Annotated in this window: 16 protein-coding genes; 13 read left to right on the forward strand and 3 right to left on the reverse strand. The window is 46.0% G+C overall.

Annotated elements, in window-relative coordinates; all coding sequences use genetic code 11:
- Positions 1–9 precede the first annotated feature (9 nt).
- Together ACO05Z_RS08930 and ACO05Z_RS08935 are read right to left on the reverse strand one after the other, a co-directional pair.
- Positions 10–510 carry a hypothetical protein gene (locus ACO05Z_RS08930; RefSeq protein ID WP_421901832.1) on the reverse strand — a complete coding sequence of 167 codons (501 nt, stop codon included), beginning with the start codon at positions 508–510 and terminating at the stop codon, positions 10–12.
- A 313-nt stretch (positions 511–823) separates the two neighbouring features.
- Positions 824–3,340 carry a sigma 54-interacting transcriptional regulator gene (locus ACO05Z_RS08935; protein WP_421901833.1) on the reverse strand — a complete coding sequence of 839 codons (2,517 nt, stop codon included), beginning with the start codon at positions 3,338–3,340 and terminating at the stop codon, positions 824–826.
- A 328-nt stretch (positions 3,341–3,668) separates the two neighbouring features.
- Between ACO05Z_RS08935 and ACO05Z_RS08940 the strand changes: the two genes are divergently transcribed.
- Entirely contained in the window at positions 3,669–5,222 is a 1,554-nt protein-coding gene (locus ACO05Z_RS08940) for a sensor histidine kinase (protein WP_421904177.1), read from the forward strand.
- A 79-nt stretch (positions 5,223–5,301) separates the two neighbouring features.
- On the opposite strand, the gene ACO05Z_RS08945 is transcribed toward ACO05Z_RS08940, so the two are convergent.
- Positions 5,302–8,322, reverse strand: a complete 3,021-nt coding sequence (locus tag ACO05Z_RS08945; RefSeq protein ID WP_421901834.1) for a hypothetical protein — start codon at positions 8,320–8,322, stop codon at positions 5,302–5,304.
- Positions 8,323–8,591: 269 nt separating this feature from the next.
- Here ACO05Z_RS08945 and ACO05Z_RS08950 point away from each other — a divergent pair, with 269 nt between their 5' ends.
- The 12 genes from ACO05Z_RS08950 (at position 8,592) to ACO05Z_RS09005 (ending at position 21,097) form a co-directional block, all read left to right on the forward strand.
- Positions 8,592–9,008, forward strand: coding sequence for a response regulator (locus tag ACO05Z_RS08950; protein ID WP_421901835.1), 417 nt, complete (start codon positions 8,592–8,594; stop codon positions 9,006–9,008).
- Positions 9,009–9,050: 42 nt separating this feature from the next.
- On the forward strand, positions 9,051–9,950 hold the full coding sequence (locus ACO05Z_RS08955; protein WP_421901836.1) for a response regulator: 900 nt from the start codon (positions 9,051–9,053) through the stop codon (positions 9,948–9,950).
- Between the two features lie 32 nt (positions 9,951–9,982).
- Positions 9,983–11,833 (forward strand): SLC13 family permease, encoded by a 1,851-nt coding sequence (locus tag ACO05Z_RS08960; protein ID WP_421901837.1) that lies wholly within the window; start codon positions 9,983–9,985, stop codon positions 11,831–11,833.
- A 52-nt stretch (positions 11,834–11,885) separates the two neighbouring features.
- Positions 11,886–12,038 (forward strand): hypothetical protein, encoded by a 153-nt coding sequence (locus ACO05Z_RS08965; protein WP_015851738.1) that lies wholly within the window; start codon positions 11,886–11,888, stop codon positions 12,036–12,038.
- Between the two features lie 9 nt (positions 12,039–12,047).
- Complete coding sequence (locus ACO05Z_RS08970; protein WP_421901838.1) at positions 12,048–12,599, forward strand: hypothetical protein; 552 nt, start codon at positions 12,048–12,050, stop codon at positions 12,597–12,599.
- 108 nt (positions 12,600–12,707) lie between these two features.
- Positions 12,708–13,091 carry a response regulator gene (locus ACO05Z_RS08975; protein WP_421901839.1) on the forward strand — a complete coding sequence of 128 codons (384 nt, stop codon included), beginning with the start codon at positions 12,708–12,710 and terminating at the stop codon, positions 13,089–13,091.
- Between the two features lie 153 nt (positions 13,092–13,244).
- Positions 13,245–15,677, forward strand: coding sequence for a PEP/pyruvate-binding domain-containing protein (locus ACO05Z_RS08980; protein ID WP_421901840.1), 2,433 nt, complete (start codon positions 13,245–13,247; stop codon positions 15,675–15,677).
- Positions 15,674–17,356 carry a sensor histidine kinase gene (locus tag ACO05Z_RS08985; RefSeq protein WP_421901841.1) on the forward strand — a complete coding sequence of 561 codons (1,683 nt, stop codon included), beginning with the start codon at positions 15,674–15,676 and terminating at the stop codon, positions 17,354–17,356. Before ACO05Z_RS08980 ends, ACO05Z_RS08985 begins: the two co-directional genes overlap by 4 nt.
- Positions 17,344–17,757, forward strand: a complete 414-nt coding sequence (locus tag ACO05Z_RS08990) for a sigma-54-dependent transcriptional regulator (protein ID WP_421901842.1) — start codon at positions 17,344–17,346, stop codon at positions 17,755–17,757. The genes ACO05Z_RS08985 and ACO05Z_RS08990 overlap by 13 nt, the downstream gene beginning before the upstream one ends.
- Positions 17,738–18,649, forward strand: coding sequence for a sensor histidine kinase (locus tag ACO05Z_RS08995; protein ID WP_421901843.1), 912 nt, complete (start codon positions 17,738–17,740; stop codon positions 18,647–18,649). Before ACO05Z_RS08990 ends, ACO05Z_RS08995 begins: the two co-directional genes overlap by 20 nt.
- On the forward strand, positions 18,649–19,074 hold the full coding sequence (locus ACO05Z_RS09000; protein ID WP_421901844.1) for a response regulator: 426 nt from the start codon (positions 18,649–18,651) through the stop codon (positions 19,072–19,074). The genes ACO05Z_RS08995 and ACO05Z_RS09000 overlap by 1 nt, the downstream gene beginning before the upstream one ends.
- 52 nt (positions 19,075–19,126) lie before the next feature.
- Entirely contained in the window at positions 19,127–21,097 is a 1,971-nt protein-coding gene (locus ACO05Z_RS09005) for a methyl-accepting chemotaxis protein (RefSeq protein WP_421901845.1), read from the forward strand.
- Positions 21,098–21,128 lie beyond the last annotated feature (31 nt).

The following is a 21,128-nucleotide window of genomic DNA, read 5'->3' on the forward strand; positions in this document are numbered from 1 at the left end:
CTGATTTTACTAAAGGATATTGATTGAAGGAGAGGGGAAGGGAGTGCCACGATGCGTTAGTTCTCCTTGTTTGGCAAATTCGTGTCTTACTTGTTCAAGGTCAATAACCTTCGGTTCTACCAGAGTAAATCCTTGAGCTTCGCACCAGTCATTGCGGTCCGCGAATTCTCCATTATACCTTGCATCGTCGAGGATGAAATAGTCTTCTTCGCCCATAATGCGATCCCATTGATGGAGCATGAATTCAAATTTATCAGGGTTGAATTCTGTCACATTGTCCCATTCCCACGAAAAATTGCATATTTCGTTGTCATAGCCGAGCACCGCGAGATACTTCGCGTTGCTGTCAAGAAAGATTCGCCGCCTGATCTGCACCGGATTTTTGGTGATAATGCCGTAGTCAAACTCAACCGGTTTGTCATCGAGAGTTATGCGTAAAGAACAGTCCGAATCAATCTTCATGCCCCATGTAGTGGTTTTGCCTTTGCGCCACCAGTTCATGATTTTCATGGAATATACTTTCTGGCCGTATTCATTGATGGTCTTTGCCGTTTTTTCAGAAACAGGATGCAGGGCTAAATCGCACGAGCGTCCATGAGCGGAAATCTCCTGAAAGTTAGCTTTGCGCTTATTTTTTTGAGGACTTATTTTGCATAGCCTATGCCACAATTTATGGAGCGATTCTTTTTGTTTTTGAGACAGTAATTCAGGTGCTTATCTGTTTTGCCAGTTGTTTGAGATCTGGCAAAATCGGCCTTTTGCGCAATTGCGTATTGCATGGGAAGGGCTTTTCCCATGCAATACGGCTGGCTCCATTTAAGATCTATTCGTCTACTATGTATCGGGTTGAAGGTCCGCGACCTGTCTTGCGGAGTTTTCCGGCTTTAACCAGAATTTGTAAGTCGTAAATGGCGGTACGGGACGGAAGTCTTCCCCCTACAATTTTTTGATATTCATTGCGGGAGACGGAATCCATTGTGCGAATGACTTTCCATGCCTTGAGCTGGCGGTCATTAAGTGAAGTGCTCTGTGATTGATTTGAATCCATATTTTCTTCGAGCGTATCTTCATCAGGGGAAATCGTTTCCTCGGAGGCAAGGCTCTGTTTTACACTCTCGGGGTGCTCGTCTTCTGCATAAGAGCAGCTTTCACCTTCAAGTTTGATCTCGTCAGCCTGAATGAGCTTGTTGTTAGCCATGACGACAGCTCTGGTGATGCTGTTGACCAGTTCGCGTACGTTTCCCGGCCATTGATAACTTTTAAGCTTGGCAACTGCTCCACGGCTGAGGGTAATATCTTTCTTGTCGGTGAGGTTCTCAGCCTGCTTCATGTAGTACAGGCTTAACAGGGGAATGCTTTCCGGATGTTCGCGCAGCGCAGGAGTCTGGATCATGAGAACTTTAAGCCGATAGTACAGGTCCTCCCTGAAAAGTTTTTCTTTAATAAGGGTTGTTAGATCCGCGTTGGTAGCAACGATGATTCTGATGTCAAAGGATATTTCCTTGTCGCTGCCCAGTGGCTTGAGTCGGCGTGATGCAATTGCCCGTAATAGGGATTGCTGAACTTTCAGTGAAGCTGACTGGATTTCATCCAGGAACAACGTGCCGCCATGGGCTTCAATGAAAGCTCCGTTACGGTCGGTCTTTGCATCTGAAAATGCTCCTTTGACATGCCCAAAGAGTGCATCAAGAAGAAGATTTTCATCCAAAGCCCCGCAGTTAACTGAGATAAAGGGCTTTTCACGGCGAGCACTGTTGTTGTGGACAGCTTCAGCCACCAGCTGTTTCCCTGTTCCTGTTTCGCCGTAAATAAGAACATCAACGTCTACCTCAGCGGCTTTGAGGATTTCATTCTTAAGGTTATTGATCTGTTTTCCGTAGCCTATAATTTCCGGAATGACAGTGACATCAAGATTTGCAAGGGCTTGAGTTTCCTTTTTCAGATCAGCTTTTTCCTGACTGTTGATGGCTACAAGCTTTTCGTCTTTCGCTTTCATCAAAATATACTGGCTGTTAACGTGTCGGATGATTCTGTTAAAAGCCTTTTGCAGCACTTGTAGATCATTGTCTTTGTACGGTAAATCGACTTCTTTAAGCTGATCCAGTGAAGTCTGCTCCGACATTACCGCAGCAAATTCCCGTATCGGTCTGGTCAGTGACCTGCCGAAGAAAAGAACCACCAGTATTGTTGCAGCAACTGCGATACCGGAAACGACAAGCAGAATGCTCATGAAATCATAGCCCGCAACTTTCGGCAGAACACTACGGTCGGTATAGATAATGGCTCCATAAACTTCAGATTCACCGCCGGAAGTTTTTTTGAAACATACCGGGGCATATGCAAGGGTGGGTATTGTCGAGGAATACTGACCGGATTCGTGAAATAAAAATTCCAGTCCTTTTTCTTTCTTCTGTATTTTTCCGATTCTTTCCCAGTAGTCCGCGTGAATCTCGCTGGGGCGGAAGGCTACGTTGTGTTCTGCTTTGCCCAGAGTCCCCTGATAGCCCTGTCTTGCGAGGAATGATGTCAGTTCAGAGCTGTCGTCTTCCTTAGGTATTGACTGGAAAAGTATCCAGCCTTGCGGGTCAACAAAATAACTGAATCGTAATTCATCACTTCGTTGAAATGACCATAGCGGAGATCTTTTCGAGTCATATAATGTTAGGAAATTTCGTAGTTTTTCAGCTTTGACCGAGAGAAATATTATTCCGTCAGGGTGTCCCTTACTATCTGAGGTCTTTATGTAAAAGCGGACAACCTTCTCTTTGATCAGCATATTTCCGTTTTTATTGTTTTGTACCGGATAGGTAATTTCGCGGATGTATGAAGGTTGAACCTCTCTGTCTTTTAATGTCGATAGTTTCTCAAGCTCCAGCAGCGGGTTGGGACTGACCCTGCTCAGCGCTGCATCATCCAGCTTTGTCACTACACCGCTTTTGTTGATCAGTATCTGAGGTTTTCCAGTGGAGGCCGGAATATACGCCAATTCATAATATGGAATTCCCCCAGCCGTAATCATATTTTGAAACTGTACGCTGATGTCTTTGTTTTTCTGCTTGCTGAGAGCGAAATAGCGGAGATCTGTTGCGCAATTATTCATGAACATTTCTATGTCGTGGACAATTGCAAGGTTCTGCATAGCCACTGTTCTACCAAGAGCTATCCTTATGTAATCCTTAGAGACTTTGTAAGATGCTGCCCCCACGATAAGAATGATGATCAGAATTGTCGGCAACAGCGACAGCAGAAGCTTACCGCGCAGACCGGTCCTGTTCCAAAGTTTCTTGGGAGAAAACATACTGCCGTTGCTATGTTCATTGGTCTGAGCATTTTCGGACATGGCATTTATTCCATAGTAGTATTTTTATTTAAAATTTAAGCGTCACTGTTATTAGCGTTAGAGTCGTGCCCTGTGCTTGTCAAGGCAATTCGGCATGGTGATTGCTTTCTTTTGCTTGTAGTTACATGCGGAATTTATACCAGAACTGTACTTGACTTAACTATTTTAAATAATGGAACTAAATCTAGCAAAGAAGGTGGGTGGTCACGTGGAGAGAACGCGCAAGTATCATGGAATAAGAAGGGTGCTACTGTTATCGATGATCGTTGTTCCTTTTGTCCCTTTAATTGTGGCAGCAACTATCGGTTATTATTCTCATGTAAAGTCGATGGAGCAGTTGGCTATGTCTGCAGTCAGGTTGGCAGCCGTAGACCATGCTGAAATGGTGTCCTTTTTTCTGAATGAACGCAGGGCTGACTTGATGGAATCATTGGACCTGCTAGGAAGAGATATCAAGGATACTGCTAAAGTCAGGGAGATACTGGGAGAGTTACGCAGTTTAAGGCGGAATATGTATTCAGATCTGGGGGTAATTGACCCTGAAGGCAATCAAGTTGCTTATGTGGGTGAATATCGTCTTGAAAACAAGAATTACCTTGATTCGAGGTGGTATAAAGAGACGGTCGGCAAAGGATACAACATCAGTGATATTTATCTCGGACTAAGGGGAGTTCCGCATTTGAATGTGTCTGTATCGAAGCTGATTGATAATAAAGAGTGGGTGTTGCGGGCTACATTGCGACCTGCGGCGTTAAGAAGGATAGTGGAAAAGGTTAATATTGGTGTGTCCGGGGAAGCATACATAATCAACAGCGCCAATAGATTACAGACTTCCCGGCGTAGTGGGGGAGGTCTTTTCGATCGGGATAGTTATCTTTACCCGGATCAGAAAGACGGGGTTATAACTTTCGACGGTTCAGAAAATGATGAAGCATACATCTTTGCCACGACCAGTCTTAATAACGGAAAATGGCGGCTAGTAGTTCGTCAAAAGCATTCCGATGCTTTCCGCTCCAGCAGTAGTGCCTTGTATCTTATCCTTGCCATATTGATTTGTGGCGGATCGGTTCTGGTCCTGCTGGCAGTTGTTGCCAGTAATAAGGTTTATGACATGCTAACCAGACAGGCAGATACCGTCTGTGCCCTTGAAGCCCAGTTTCTGCGTGCGGCCAAGCTTGCTGAACTAGGGGAGATGTCAGCAGGGTTCGCTCATGAAATCAACAATCCTTTGCAGATAATGAAAAGTGATCTGACTCTGCTTGAAATGTTGTTGCATGAGGAGATTGAAAGAATCGGCGAAGGAAAAAACAGTGTTGAAATCGCAGAAATTAATAAGCAATTGAAGTTGCAGATTGATCGTTGCGCAGGTATTACGCGCCAAATTCTTAATTTTGGGCGCCAGAATAAACCGGAATTCAAAAAGATAAATATGGTGGATTATCTCCCGCAGGTTGCCAAGATGGTGGAGAAAAAAGCTGAACTGGAAGGAATCCGGTTTATCATGGATGTGGACAGTCGGACGCCTTCTGTCCTCGCGGATCAGGGGCTTCTTCAGCAGGTCATGGTTAATTTGTTGAACAATGCCATTCATGCTGCTGTGGATGAACATGGTTCCGAGAACGGCGAAATTGTGATCGCGTCTGGTCAGGATCAAAATGGAAATGCTTTGATTAAAGTGTGCGATAATGGTGTGGGTATTCATGAAAAAGATATGGAGCGCATTTTCCTGCCTTTCTATTCCACGAAGAAAAATAGTGACGGGACCGGACTGGGCCTTGCCGTATGCCATACCGTAATAGATTCACTTGGTGGAACTATGAGGGTTAAGAGTGAACGGCACAAGGGTACTGAATTCAGCATTATCCTTCCTGCTGCCGGTTAGTTGTTAATGAATAGTTAAAGGCCGGAGCCTGCCTTTTTAATATGTGCAGGTTCCGGCCTTTGTTATTGGATGATGTTTCTTACGATGCTTTTGCTGGAGCAAGGATTCTATCCAGCTCTAGGAGATAACCTTCATGTCTCCGCAGGTAAAAGGATAGTGGTTTCGAAAAGTTGTTGCCAATCAAGCCGTCCACTATAATATGTGAGACTGATTTCTTTTCGCTGAGAATCTGCTGGGATGATTTGAAAATTTCTTTTTCATCCTTCGACATGCCTCTGATTGATTGTTGCAGGGCTTCTTTAGCCCTTGGCTGGTACATGCGCAGATAGAGCAGGTCTAAAGCGTTTGCCATTAATATGGAATCGTCATTGATACCTCGGCTGCGGCACAGCTTAATGAATTCGGCTGGATTTTCGAGTAGTGAAAGCAGGTCTTTGTTCGGGAATCTGACTTCCATTTCTGAGAAGAAATTGAGAACCTGACGTATTTTTTCTTCGTAATCCCATGAGCGGGCTATTATGTTTTCCTTGCGGTCTGCCATACCTTCAAGAAATCCGGCAGCAAAGTCCGAAGCCAGCTTTGATATGACTGCCGCCCATTGCTGAATGAGCATGTCTATTTCCGGCACCCCGCAGACATAGAGAATTGCGGAAATGGTGTAACTGAAAACAATTGCAATGGGGATTGAAATTATGCTGCGAAAGAAATTGCCGAAGGCAGCCTCTTTGGGCAGTTCCCGCATGATATTGTGACCTGTTATATATATACCGTTGGTTATTGCCATGATCGTGTAAAGCATGGTCGGGTCGGTGGTTACATTGATGTCGAACATCCCATCCAGCACCACGGATTTACATAACCAATCCAGCAGGGGCACAGAGAATCCTGTGAAGAGAAGGGAATCGGCAATGCGGTTCCAGTTTATAAAGTCACTCCAGACCAGATAAGGAGACCGTTTGAGGCCGCCTCCACCAAGTATCGACTGAATGATGTTACGGAATCCGGTGATGGAAAACCAGATCAGGCCGCCCAGCCACGCCAGAACCCACCAGTCTTTGGTGAGGTAAAAAGTCAGAAAGGCCGGAATGAAGCCGATGATAATTTTAAATATGTTCTTAAGGGTACTGTTTATGTACTGCGGTTCGGTCTTGTTTACGGTATCCGGTTTTTGCCTGATCAATGAGAGCCCGTTTCCGGTATTTTGCGATAATCCTCCCAGGGGGCTGATGTTACCGCACTGTCCGTGTTCAATTTGATAGTTGGAAATTTCCCATTTCTTTTCTTTGCGCTGTAATATTTCGCGCAATAGAAAGGTATCTTTTACGTGGCTTAGGAAATTGCTTGAAATCAGCGGAATGTTGCGCTGCGACATATATTTGATAACCAGAGACAAGTTTGCCGAAACAGGTAGACATTTTCTGTCTGGATTTTCTTTGATTTCCTTGCGCGCACGTGGTGGCAGGGTCTCGGCAACAGCGAATCCCATACCGATGGCCCGCAATGAGCCTCCGGTTGAACCGCTTCCGATCCTTGTCCTGATTTTGCGATGCTTATAGATGTTTTTCAGTTCCTCAATATGCTGTTGAATATGAATGAGCTTTGTAAGCTGTTCATTCTGTTCGGGCTCTTTTCTTCTTTTTAATTTATCAACACAGCCGCGAACAATCTTTTTTAATCCTATAGAGTTGCCTGTGTTCAGCGCCTGTTGCAACCTGTTGAACGGTACGCGGTTCGGGAAGTGTTCTTCGGTGATATTTTTGAGATTAATCAATTCAAAGTGCGTAATTCGTCCTTTGCAGTCGTATACAAGTTCCAGCGCATCTTCCAATTCCATTTTTTCCAGAATCAGGGTTATTCTACTGGAAGGGCTTGCACTGAGCAGCTTTCCCGTCAATCTACTAGGCGAGAACACTATGGGGGCGGGGTCCTCCTTAGAAACTGGCGGTCGATTAGGGTTCGGGAGTTCTGAATTGGCTTGCGGCGAAAGATAACGGACCGTGATCGTATCCGGATCAAGGAGATTGATGGAGTCCACCTGCTTGTCGATTCTGCTTTTTTCCTCAACACTTGCAACAAGGTATACAGCGGCAAGATCCTTCACCCTCTGCTTGAAGTGGGGGAGTGAAATCTCATGAACATACTTTCCGAGATGGGTCAGTGTTGGTGCTATGGATTTTAGGCTGTTCTGAAATTCCGTGTAATCAATTTCAGGAATTTTTACTCCGACTTCCCGTTCAATGGATTGCCGGTGCACAGAGTTAAATTTTGCAGTCACACGGCGAATATATTCAGCATGTTTTTTTTGGGAAGATCTGCCAAATTGCATGATTTCCTGTACCTTGGCATTTTCGAAAAAGTCCATGATATCATTTTGGTCTATAATATTTTTCGGGGTCCATACGAATTTTATATATCGGTTGCGGAGCAGGGCTCTTAATTCAATTCCAAATTCCACTTTTATGTCCAGAATTTTTGCTGCGGAATATAGTTCGGTTGCCACTTCCGGGGATAGGAAGTCGTAATAGACAACGCGCAACCTGCGAACTCCTTTTATCCATGCATCCATAACCAGATGGGAAGCAGATTTCCTACCTTTACTATTCGCATCATGCACTCGGTCATCAAATGTTAGCTGATTCCATTCTTCCGGCATTTCGAGAAGATGATATTTTTTTAGTTGCATACGTATAAAGCTACTTTTTCCGAAGGAAACAGTTCGGAAATCGTGAGCCAGCCGGAGTTGCTTATGTTCATCGTTTCGGGATCTTATGATTTCCTTCGCGATCTGAATAAGGACCCGCGCCCTGTTGTTTCTCAACGTGGCCTTTGAAGTGGCCAGAACTTCATTCTTAAGGGTTGATAAAGCGTTCAGCCGTTCATTTACTTCATCAGATTCAAGAGAACCCAGCAGGTTGAATACTGCATAGGCTATTCTGATACCGTAGGGAGCGGCTAGTTCTTTAATTCCGTGGGGTTTGAGGTAAGGGCTGAGCAGTGACCTGAAGCGTGCTTGGTCTTTCTTGCGGGAAATTATGTCGTTGAAAAGTTCAACCAGTAGATGGTCGTTACGGTCGAAGTAGATGTTATTGTAATTTAGCATGTCGTCTCCTGTTCATATCTATTGCTTAATAATCTTTGCATTTCCAGTGCCAGCCTCATTTATTTGGTCCTTTTGTTTATTTTAGTGCCCTTCCTGCTGTCTTTCTTTGCTTAAAAGAAGTCTTGTCTTTGCTTGTTGCGAGTTTGTTTTGCGGTTTTTTTATTATTTAAATCAAATACTTATCTTTTGGCATGTCGTCTGCATTAATGAGGTCGGTTTCATTGGTTTGCTCTGTGCAACCGTAATCAATTTAAAAGGATGAACTCAAAATGAGGAACACAAGAATCATGCTTGTAGACGACGAGGAACGTCTGCTTTGCACTACCAAGAAGCTTTTCGAGAAATTGGGTTTTGAAGTCTTGACCTGTTCGTCAGGAAAAGAAGCACTCGAATTGCTGGAGCAGACAGATGTTCACGTTGTCTTTCTTGACATCAAAATGCCGGGCATGGACGGCATCGAAACATTGCAGCGAATCAAAAAAAAGTTCCCGTTTGTGGAAGTGGTTATCCTGACAGGGCACGCCTCAATGGAGGTGGCGGTAGAAGGCTTGAAATTAGGTGCATTCGATTTCTTGATCAAACCGGTGAGTATGAAGGAGCTGCTTGAAAATGTAGAGGAGGCATCAGCAAAAATACACAGACAGAAACAACGATTTCTTTCGGCCCGGAAGGAAAATCAGGAATAGGTTTTCCTTCCGGTTAAAGTTGAAATTAAAGGAGGTTACATAATGGAAATTATCAAAGTCCTCATGGTTGATGATGAGGAACGTTTTCGCGAGACAACTGCAAAAATCCTTACCCGCAAGGGCTTCGAAACGATGCTTGCGGCTAGTGGAGAAGAGGCTCTGGGTATTCTGTCTCATTCGCCGGATGTCATCATTCTTGATGTCAGAATGGGGGGAATGGACGGTCATGAAACCCTTGAAAGAATCAGGGAAAAGGATCCGGATATTCCCATCATTATGCTTACAGGGCATGGCGATATTTCGGGGGCTAAAAAGGCTTATTCCGCAGGCGCTTATGACTATCTGGCAAAGCCCTGCGATATCGACCTGCTTGCAGCCAAAATCAATGATGCATTTCACAGTGTGGCAAAAGTGAAGCTGCCGGAAAAATCGGTCGGAAGTGTGATGGTTCCCCTTGATGAGTACACGGAGGTCGAAGCGGACAGCACCATAAGCGAAGCAATTGCTGCTTTGCGGAAGTCTATGCAGGGGCTGGTTGCGACAAACAGACTCATGGAGTCCGGGCATCGCTCTGTAATCGCACGGAACGCGGACGGTAGTACTGCCGGTATCCTCAGTCCCCGCGATCTGCTTTATGCTGTTCTTCCTGAATACCTTTCAGCACCGAAGCCTTCCACTGCGGACAGTCTTCAATATTCGGCAATGTTTTGGGATGGCCAATTCACAACTCTTGCAGAGAAGCTTGCGGGCAGGACTGTTCGCTCTCTGCTGTCTGGAGAGTTCCTGACTATCGAATCCTCAGCGAACCTTATGGATGCGACTAATGCCCTTATCACCTCAGGCAAGAGACGCATAATCGTTCAAGAGAACGGCATAGATGTTGGCATCGTCAGGGAGCAGGAACTCTTTTACGAAATAGCTCGAATTATTTCGTCCAGATAATCACAGCAGATTTGCAATATAGGGGTAAACATATGTCAAACTCAAAGAAAAAAGCAACCGGATACGATAAGTTTGTCAACTGGAGGCTGCTGATTATTCCGGTGGTACTGTTTTTTATTATTCTGGCTTTGCCCACACCGCAGGGTATGAAAAAAGTCGGGATGCAATATTCAGTAGGTCCGAAGGTTGTAACAAATTACATCAGTGAACAGCTTTTCGGTGCGGGAAGTGCCGCTGTGGAACAATGGCAGGTTCTCACGGCGCGTATGATGGAACGGAATATGCGTATGGGCGCTTTAAGCAAGAAACGTTTTATGAGCCGTAACGAGAAGTGGGTCAAGAAATATAAGATTCCGGTTGATTCTGCCAACCTCGTTAAGGCTAGAGATTATGTGGAAAAGAACATCTCTGATGAAGTTTTTTTGAATATTATGAAAAGTGCGTACAACCTGCGCACAAAGAATTTGAATTATTCCGACCTTTCCAAAAATGATAAAAAAAACGCTGATGGCGGGGCATGGAAAATTAAAGTTGCCATTGCCATGGTCGTATTTGTCGTCTTCTGTTTTATGACCGAGTGCATGCCCCTTCCGGGGGTAGCCTTCTGCATCGGGTTGATTCTGGTCTTCTCAGGGGTTGTTACCCGAAGTCAGGTGGCCGGGTTGTACTGGAGTGATGCGGTCTGGTTTATCATGGGGTCGCTTATGTTCGCGGCTGCTTTCGTTAAAACGGGAGTGGACAAGCGCATGTGCATGCTCATGTTCAAGAAGCTGGCTGTGCCTAATGTGCGTTGGATTACTCTCATTTTTTTTGTGGTCATCAGCCCGCTTGCGGCTTTCATCTCCGACCACGCCCTTGCCGCAATGTTCCTGCCCATCGGTATGTTGCTCTATCAGAACAGCCTGACCGACGAAGTTCCTGAGGACAAGGAACTGGCTAAAATGCTCATGATCTCCATTGCAATGGCCTGTAACATCGGTGGTCCCGGTGCTCCTTCAGGAGGCGCCCGAAATGTAATCATGATGACTTACCTTACTGATATGTTCGGTATGGATATCGGTTATGCTCAGTGGATCATGTACTGCATGCCCTTTGTTATAGTTATGATTCCGCTTACCTGGATTGTCTGCAATATGCTTTTCAAGCCCCGGATTACTTCTTTGGCTCCGGCTATGCGTCATCTTGAAAGTGAAATCAATAAGATGGGCCGTTGGAACAGGGATCAGATCTGGGCCATGGTTATTTTCCTCGTCATGGTTTTCGGCTGGTTCACAGAAAAAGCTTTTTACAACATCGGCATTTACCCGATTCGCCTCGGTATCGGTGTAATCGCGGTTGCCGGTGCGGTGGCCTACCTGCTGGCCGGAGTTGTTAACTGGCGCGATTATCAGGAAAAAGTAGATTGGGGTGTTGTCTGGCTCTACGCTGGTGCAATCATCTTCGGTAGAACTCTTGACCAGACCGGTGCGGCATATTGGCTGGCTCAATCCTGCATCGATATGCTGGCTCCGCTGGGTATGAGTGAAGGTCTTCCTCTCATGTTGACTTCCAACGGTCTGACCGCAGTGTTGACCAACTTGATGGCTGACGGACCTGCCGCGGCCGCAGTTGGTCCGATTACCCTGAATATGGCCAGTATCGTGCACCCCGGCACAACCTTCCTTCCATTTATGGCTATGTCCACCGCGGTGGCATCATCATTTGCATACTGCCTGATCATTGGAACTCCCCCCAACGCAATTGTCTACGCTTCCGGTTATCTGGAGCCGAAGGACTACCTGCGTGTGGGTATTCCCATGTGGTTTGTTGCGAACATTCTCATCATCCTGCTCACAGCGGTTTACTGGAGCGGAATAGGTTTCGGCAGCCTGCCGTCCTTCTAAACCGGAAAAAACGCGGTCGGCCCCGGTCGGCCGCACCTTAAGGGGATAGCCAATGAAAACGGGAAATAAGGTTGAAAAGAAATTCATTCATAAAAACGGAACCACATATTTTTCAAAAAGAACAGAGCAGCAGATCCTTTTTGTGCTGACCTCAGCCATGCTTCTCTGGGGACTGGTTGAAGGGATCAGCAGCTATCTGAATTAGGAGTATGTCATGACTAATACACAGGCACCGTCGGTGAAAATGGGAGTACGGGAATATCTGGAATCTCTAATCTTCATTATACGTTCCCCGGCTTCATTTTTTGAGAGCGCTAACGATGAAACAGGCAGCAGGCGCGCGCTTCTTTTCCTGATGATTTCAGGCCTGTTCTACTGTTCGGTCAGTATAACCTATTTTTTTGAAAATTCACTGATAATGGGCGTGGTTATGATGATCAACGCTCTGTTCATGCCTGCACTGGGAGCCTGTTTCTCGTTTTGCATTATGCGGATGATGACCCCGTCCATGGCTTCTTATTCCTGTGTTTTCAATGTTTATGCCTACTCCAGTGGAGCGGTGATGGTTATTTCATGGATACCGGGACTGGCTGTTGTAATGGAGCCAGTCCGGGCCATCCTTGTTGGGGTGGGGCTTTATAAAACTGGAAAACTGGGAAGATTTCAATCTTTCATAACTGTGGTGCTCACAGCTGTTCTGCTTTTGTTGTTTTTCTGGACGTTTGCGCCGCTTATTGTAGCCGTTCGTGATTTTTTGGGAAACTAGTCTTTCGTAATTATTGTGACCGCATAATGCTGATCACCATCCCCCCCTCACTAGCAGGTCGGGAACTTCCCGCCCGGCCTGCGCTTGGGAGGTTTAAGGAGGTAGATAATGAAAAGTATCCACGTTCTTCTAGTTGATGATGAAAATGATTTCCTTACAGCTTACAAACGCCGTCTCATTTGTCGCAATGTTGAAGTTAGTATTGCCTCAAGCGGTCAAGAGGCTTTGCGAATGGTTGAAGCTGCTGATTTTGACGTAATTGTGCTGGATATCATGATGCCTGAGATGTCCGGGATTGAGACATTGAAGCACTTAAGAGCCTTGAAGTCGTCAATTCCGGTGATAATACTGACTGGTCATGCGAATATGGAAGCTCTTGCGCAAGTCTCCGGAGGAGGGGCTTTTGACTATCTTCTCAAGCCTGCCAGCACTGAAGAATTGTATTTTAAAATTGTAGATGCGGTCAGAGAATCCAGGATTAGAATCCGTTGATGTTGGAGGCTGGATATGCGTACCTTCATAAATGCAATCTCCCGTATATTGAGAAATCCGTCTGCTGAAGATCACAGTACCTCAGCACGTTTCATTGAACGATGTGAAAATTTCCGACAGCTGCTTTCAGCTAATAGCAGTGCCCTCAAAAGGATGGCTGAACTAACTGAAGCCTCAAAAAGCTTTAAGCCTGTGGGAATGACTTACATAAGGGCTGAAAATGTTCGGATTTCCGCTGATGTGCGTAATATGATTGAGCGGCTATGCCGTATTGCCCCCGGAAGGTACGAAGGACTCAAGGATGCTTTCAACAGGATTCTTGCGCTCATGGATAAAGAGCTTTCAGTGGATGAAAAGGATCATGACGGACCTAATATTATTAATCTTCGAGATTTGAATTCTGATCTGATATCCGAAGTTGGTTCAAAAATGGCTTTGCTGGGCGAAATAGCCTCTATCCCCGGAATTTCTGTCCCTGAGGGTTTTTCCATTACCGCCTCAGCCTTCAACTCTTTACTGCGCGAAACCGGTCTGGGCGATGAGGTGAAAAGGGTGGCTCAGATCTGCGGTGAAGATAGTTATGCCACTCTCAGAGTGCTTGAAAGAAATATCCGGGAAACCATCAGCCTTTGTCCGTTTCCTAAAGATTTTGAAAATGAAATTTCTGTAGCGGTAGGGAAGTTGGCTGCAGGGCGAAAAGTATCCCACGCGGTGCGCAGTAGTGCTCTTTGTGAAGACAGTACGGAAACAAGTTTTGCAGGACAATTTCATACAGAGCTGGGTGTTGCGCCTGAAGATGTGGTGGAGGCTTACCGCGATGTCCTTGCCAGTATGTATACTGCCTCCGCAATTACTTATCGCCTGAATCATGGAATACGTGATGATGAGATGGTCATGTGCGTGGGGTGTGTGGAAATGATTGATGCTGTGGCCGGCGGGGTGGCCTATAGTCGTGATCCTTCCGGACTTCACGAAGGGCAGATAGTTGTTGCTGCTGCTCATGGTCTCCCCAACTGTATTGTCGACGGGATTACAAGAAGTGATCTTTGGCGGTTGGATAGGGAATCGCTTGCAGTACTTCATGAGGAAATTGCTGATCAGGAATGGGGGCAGTTCATGGCTTACGATGGAAGTGTTGTCCGTCGGAGGTTGAGAAATGATCAAGTGGACTTGCCGTCGATCGACCGCGAAGTGCTTGTCCGTATAGGACAGACTGTCTTGAAGTTAGAAGCTCATTTCGATTGCCCCCAGGATATGGAGTGGGCATTGACCGGAGACGGGACACTGTATGTCCTGCAATGTCGTCCTCTCGGGATAATGGCTCTGCAGGGAGTACAGGAAAGTTTTAATGAGGATCATAATTATCCTGTAATTTTAGAGTCCTGCCAGCCTGCCAGTTCGGGAATCGCATCAGGAATTCCTTATTATATCGAACATGCCCACGACATGATCGATTTCCCCCTCGGGGGCGTCCTCCTTACCAGAGTCGCCGGTCCTGAATTGGCGGCTCTGCTTCCCAATGCATCAGCCGTGATAGCTGAATTCGGCAGTTGTACCGGGCATCTGGCAAATGTAGCTCGTGAGTATGAGATCCCCGCTTTGATCGGTGTCCCCAATGCTGTTGAGAAATTGAAGGGGGCTGGAGAGGTTATAGTGGATGCTGTCCGGGGGCGTATTCTTTCGGGAAGCCTTGGCTGTATTGTTGAGCCACGTAAAATCCGAAATCAGGATACTCCGGTTCGCAGAGCTTTCGGTGCTGTGCTTAAACTGATTACCCCGCTGACTTTAACCGATCCACGCAGTTCGGAATTTATACCGGAAAGATGTGAAACCTTGCACGACATAACTCGTTTCTGCCATGAAAAAGCCGTTGCAGAAATGTTCAAGGAGCGTGCCGGAATTGATGATTCAGCAAGGCAGATTCTGGACGGCGAAAGGTTGCAGTATTGGGTTATCGATCTTGGGGGGGGGATTTCTGAGAACATTGTTGCCAATAATGATGAATATGTGCGTTTCGAGGATATCCGTTCCAATGCGATGAAGTCATTGTGGGGCGGGATGACCGGTTTCCCATGGGAGGGGCCTCCTGATGTGTGTGTTGATGGATTTACTTCGGTTCTATTTGGTGCCACCTGCAATCCGTCTTTGGTTCCAGGAGTGCGCAACAGTATTGGGGAACGCAGCTATTTCATCGTGGGTCGTAACTATTGCAGCTTGCAATCCCGTTTAGGCTTTCATTATTGCACGATTGAAGGTTTCGCCGGTGATAATGCGGAAATGAATTACGTTCTTTTCCAATTTAAGGGTGGCGCTGCGGATATGGGGAGGCGGTCTTTGCGGTTGCGGTTGGTGGCCGAAATATTGTCGGAGCATGGGTTTCATACTGCTGTCCGCGAGGATGTCCTGTTTGCTCGTATGGAAGGGATTCCTCAAAATATGGCCGAGCGCGGACTAGTTGTTGTCGGATATTTGCTTGTGCAGACCAGGCAACTGGACATGATAATGAAGGACGGTCCTGCCTTTGAGAACTACAGGAATAAATTCCGCAGGGAAATTGAAGTCCTGCTCTCCGGGGATGGAAAATGAAGGCTTTCCACTATCTTCAGCTAAAATGGAAATTGACTGCAACAGCTCTGTCTTTTTCGCTTATCCCCTTGTTTCTGTTGGGTTTTGTCCTGCATGGTCAGTTCAGTGATTCTTATGAGGATAAGTTGCGCAGCAATTTGCGGCTGACTGTACTCAATAAGGCTGATGCCATTGATATGTTTCTGGAAGAACGTGTCGTTCAGTTACAGAACATCGCCAATACCAACTTCTTTTCTGAAATTTCAAATCAGGAAAAGCTGAATAGTCTTTTTGATGCCATTTACAGCACATCGAACTCCTTCATCGATCTTGGCGTTTTCGATCAGCATGGCAACCACGTTGCCTATTGCGGGCCTTACGATTTGAAGAACATCAATTATCAGGATCAGCGCTGGTTTAATCAGGCCATGCTTAAAGGGGTTTTTATAAGTGATGTTTTCATGGGCTACAGGAATTTTCCGCATTTTGTAATAGCCGTTAAGCGCAGGGAACAGGGGCGGACATGGATACTGCGCGCTACCATTGACTCAGATGTATTCAATTCATTGGTAAGTAATGTTCGGACCGGTCAACTCGGTGATGCTTATCTGATCAATTCCAAACTGTTGCTGCAAACATCATCCAGACGCGGCGGCGATGTTCTTTCCAAGGCAATCCTTCCTGATTTTTCCCCCGGCGGCAACGTAGAGATAATCAAATGGAACGATTACGGAACCGGAATGGTGGCCGGGATAATGCAATTAAACATGGTCGATTGGAGCCTCGTGGTTCTTGAGAATCCTGAAGAGGAGCTTTCTCCGGTCATTCGGGATCAGTCACTTGTATTTGTTCTGCTTTTTGTCTGCGCCCTGATGATTTCCATCGGGACATATTTCGTTATTACTTCCATTGTCCGCAAATTGATGACTGCGGATAAAGAAAAATCTCTTATGGATGCCACGGTCATGCAATCCTCTAAGATGGCTTCACTTGGAAAGATGGCAGCCGGAGTAGCGCATGAAGTCAATAATCCTCTTTCCATTATCAGGGAAAGTGCCGGATGGATCAGGGACATGATTTCCGATGGCGGTTTTGAAGGGGTTAAAGATCTTCCGAATCTGGAAGAGGCTCTTGGGGATATTGAACGCCATGTGGAACGGGCCCGTTCAGTAACACACAGAATGCTTGGTTTTGCACGCAGTATGGAACCGGCGCAGGATGATGTCGATCTTAATCAACTGGTCCGGGAGACAGTGTCTTTTCTTGATAACGAGATTTTATACCGGACCATCTGGGTCACCTACGATCTCAGCCCGGACCTTCCTTCTATCTCCACTGATTTTAATCAGGTTCAGCAGGTTGTTTTGAACCTCATGGAAAATGCAATTGATGCCGTAGGAAATGACGGTTCTATCAAGCTTTCAACCCGGTGTAACGGTGATTTTGTTGAGCTTGAGATTACTGATTCCGGTCCGGGAATTCCGCCGGAGATTCTTTCTAAGGTCTTTGATCCTTTCTTCACTACCAAGTCTGCCGGGGAAGGCACCGGATTAGGACTTTCCATCATTTACACGATCCTCACAAGAGTAGGAGGAAGCGTTAAGGCCAGAAATCTGCCTGAAGGCGGAGCCCAATTCATTGTGCGGTTACCGCTGGTGAACAGGAATATCTACATACAGGAGGAATCATGTCCAGAATAAAGCTGCTTGTGGTGGATGACGAAGCTGATTTCTTGAAACTGGTTAAAAGAAGGCTTGAAAGAAGGAATTTTGATGTTGAAGTGGCCTCCAACGGTGCTGATGCCTTGCGTTTCCTTTCTGCCAATCCTGTAGATGTAGTAATTCTTGATGTGAGGATGCCCGGTATGAGCGGAATGGATGTTTTAAAGCATATGCGCCGCAAGCACAGTGAAGTGGAAGTGATCATGCTTACAGGCCATAGCTCGGTTGCATCCGGATTGGAGGGAATAAGTCACGGGGCCTATGATTACATTCTCAAACCTTTTGAAATCGATGACCTTATTGAAAGGATTCGAAGCGCTCATGAGCATGCTCTTTTAAAACGTGAAGGCGGTGGCGGGAATGTCAGCTCTGGAAGTTAGAGAGTTTAATATTTTACGGCATGTTTTTTTTGGGCTTGCGTTAATTGGTGCTGTAGGATCGCTGATCAATGCAGGGTACGGCACCTGCGTTGAGATTATAGCTGCTGTTGCAGGTTTTTCGTTGCTTGGGTTTATTTTGCAGGAATTGCAGCGTGCGAGGCGTAGGAGTCTTGAGCTGGAAGGTCAGCTTGTTCAGCTCAAGCGTATGAATTCTTTTGACGAGATGTCTGCTGGAATAGCCCACGAAATTAATAATCCTCTGAATATAATCATGCAGGAAGCTGAGATAATAAGGGGCAGTCTCGAATTTTCAGAGAGTTGTGTGCTTACCGATGAGATTGATGAAAGTCTTGCGGTAATTATGGCTCAGGTAAGGCGATGTTCGGAAGTCACTCATAAGTTGCTGGATATGGGCCAAAAAAGGCTGCCTGTAACCCAGCAGGTGGACATCAACAAGTTATTGAAGGGACTGCTCGCGTTGGTGGATGAAGAAGTGGGCGGTAAGAAAATAAAAGTAGTCCGGGACATTCCTTCCGGTGCGCTTCCAGTCAATACAGACCCTCCGCTGTTGCGGCAGGTTTTTTTGAACCTCTTTAAAAATGCAATTCAAGCTGTCGGGCACAGGGGTGAGATTGTCATTTCCAGCAGGCGGGAAGGCGGAAAGGTTGTTGTCCGTGTTGCAGATAACGGCTGTGGAATAGCTGAAGATAAACTTCCACATATTTTTACTCCCTTCTTCACAACTAAAAGTTCTGAAGAAGGGACAGGAATCGGTCTTGCCGTAAGTCTGCGTATTATCAATCAATTGGGAGGAAATATCGATGTAGAGTCCTCTGTCGGTGAAGGGACGGTTTTTTCGGTGGCAATTCCTACAGATGTAACGAGGTCGTAATGAGTAACAAAGGGCGAATTCTGATTGTTGATGATGAGGATCGTTTCAGAGCAAGCCTGAAACACATTCTTGGCAAATCTGGGTTTGAGGCTATGGCCGTTGCCGACGGAATGGCCGCCCTGCATGTGCTTGAAAAAGGGGAGGTCGATGTTGTTGTACTGGACAGCAATATGCCGAATCTCTCGGGAGAGGATGTTTTCACAATTATCAAGAAACATGGAATTGCTGTAGAAATAATTCTCCTGACTGGGGTTCCGGTCATTGAAAATGCTCTCAAAATGATGCGCAACGGTGTTTTTGATTATCTGACAAAACCGATAGCTATTGAGCAGCTTTTATCTGTGATCGAGTCGGCGGTGGCAAATAAGAGAATCAGGAATTGGGATACGGGTGCTGTAGATATTCTCAACAATAATGTTGACTGACGTTGTCCTTTTTCCCGGTTAAACAACGTAAAGTATGGCGCATGGAGTATTTATGAGTATCAAAGCAAAATTAATGTTGGTGTTTATGACATCATTTTTGGGCCTTGTTGCTATTTTCGGCGTTAACTATTGGGGTGACAGGGTCATTGAAAACAGCCGTAAGGTTGAGATGCTTGCAAATGAAGGGGTTGAATTGTTTCTGCAAGCGAGGAGGCAGGAGAAAAATTTCCTGTTGCGTATGGATTCTTCTTCTTTTGAAAAGGCCATTAAGCATGCGGATGATTCTGTGAAGAAAGTGAAAGAGGTTGAGGCCCTTTCATTTGAATTGAAAGAGCCCTGCGTCAAGGTTGTTAGCTTTATTGATGCCTATAAGAAATATCTGACTGAAGTGCATAATCATTATGTATCAAAAGGGCTTACCATGAATGAAGGTCTGCGTTGGAATTTCATCAATGCGGCAAGAAACATGGAAGAAGCTTTCAAGGAAGGCACAATCAACTCCGAATTGTTGATTCTAGTTCTTCAAATGCGCAGACAGGAGAAGAATTACATAATCCGCGGAGGTGAAACCCCGGTTAAGCGTGTTGATTCCATGATCTTGAGGATCAGGGATGAGGTGCGTGCAGCCTTTCCCGAAGAGCGTGCCAAGACTTTGCTGACTGCTCTGGATGATTACAGCGAAGCCTTTCATGAATACATTGCCCTGGAGAATTCCATAATCAAGCTTAAAGCTGAGCTCATTATGTCCGCTAGGGCTGTAGAACCTTTATATGATAAAATTCTGACGATCAGTTCCGAAAGATTGGAGCATGATTCTGCCGTAATCGGATACACGGTTATAGCTATAGAAGTCGCTGTGGGCGTTGCGGTCCTGTTCATATTGCTCTGGGTCATGCTGACGGTTTCATCTTCGTTGAAAAGGCTGGGAGGGTACGCTAAGTCCGTGGCTGGCGGAGATCTTGATTGCGAGCCGGAAGGACGGTTTGCTGCCGAATTGCAGGAGCTGCGTGATGTGCTGGTCGTTATGGTCGGCAAACTCAAAGAAGGCATTGATGAGGCCCGTTCACTTGAAGAGGATGCTGTAAATCAGGCCGCACTTGCAGAGAAGGCAAGAGATGAGGCTGTTGAACAGCATAACTACACTCTTTCGCTTATGGAGAAGATTACCGGGGCTTCTACTCAGGCCGAAGCAATTGTCCTGCGGCTGACTGCAGCTTCCGCTGATTTAAAAGTCAGGATGCAAGCAATTGCTGATGGGGCTTTGGAACAACAGGGACATATGAATGCTTCAGCAACTGCAGTGGAGCAAATGCATCTTACCGCCAGAGAGGTTGCGGAAAATGCGGAGGGGGTTTCTTCCACGGCTAATGATGCCAGAAAAGAAGCCGGTGGCGGAATTGAAGTCGTCTTTAGGGCAAGAGATGCTATGAGTATGGTTTCCGGGACGGTATCAAGCCTAGAGACTGATATGGTAAGCCTCGGAACCGAGATCGAGTCTATAGGTGAAGTTGTCGGCGTAATTAATGAGATCGCCGATCAGACAAACCTGCTGGCCTTAAACGCCGCTATTGAAGCTGCCCGTGCCGGAGAAGCCGGCAAAGGCTTTGCTGTAGTTGCTGACGAAGTTCGCAAGCTGGCCGAAAAGACTATGGTTGCTACCAAGGAAGTGGATAAATGTATTTCCAGCATTCAGGATCGGACTCATGAAAATATTGAGGGGGTCAAGAAAGCTCTCGCTTATGCGTGTTCGGCTGATAGTGAGGTCAACAACTCTGTGAACGTTTTCAAACATATTCAAGGGCTGTCCGACAATGTGGCTGAGAAAATTGAGGGTATAGCTCTCTCCGCCTCCCAACAGTCGGTTGCATCTAAAGATATTGAGAGGACGGTTTCACATATTGCACAACTGGCGGAAGGTTCAACAGATAGCGCTCAGCAATCCGCATGCTCAATTGCCGATCTCGCAATGATGGCAGAAGATTTACAGGATGCCATTGTACAGCTCAATTCAGGTAGTAACTAATCCCGGATTATTACTGTCGTAAGAATTCCCC

This window comes from Maridesulfovibrio sp. (genome assembly GCF_965230075.1).
Taxonomy (GTDB): domain Bacteria; phylum Desulfobacterota; class Desulfovibrionia; order Desulfovibrionales; family Desulfovibrionaceae; genus Maridesulfovibrio.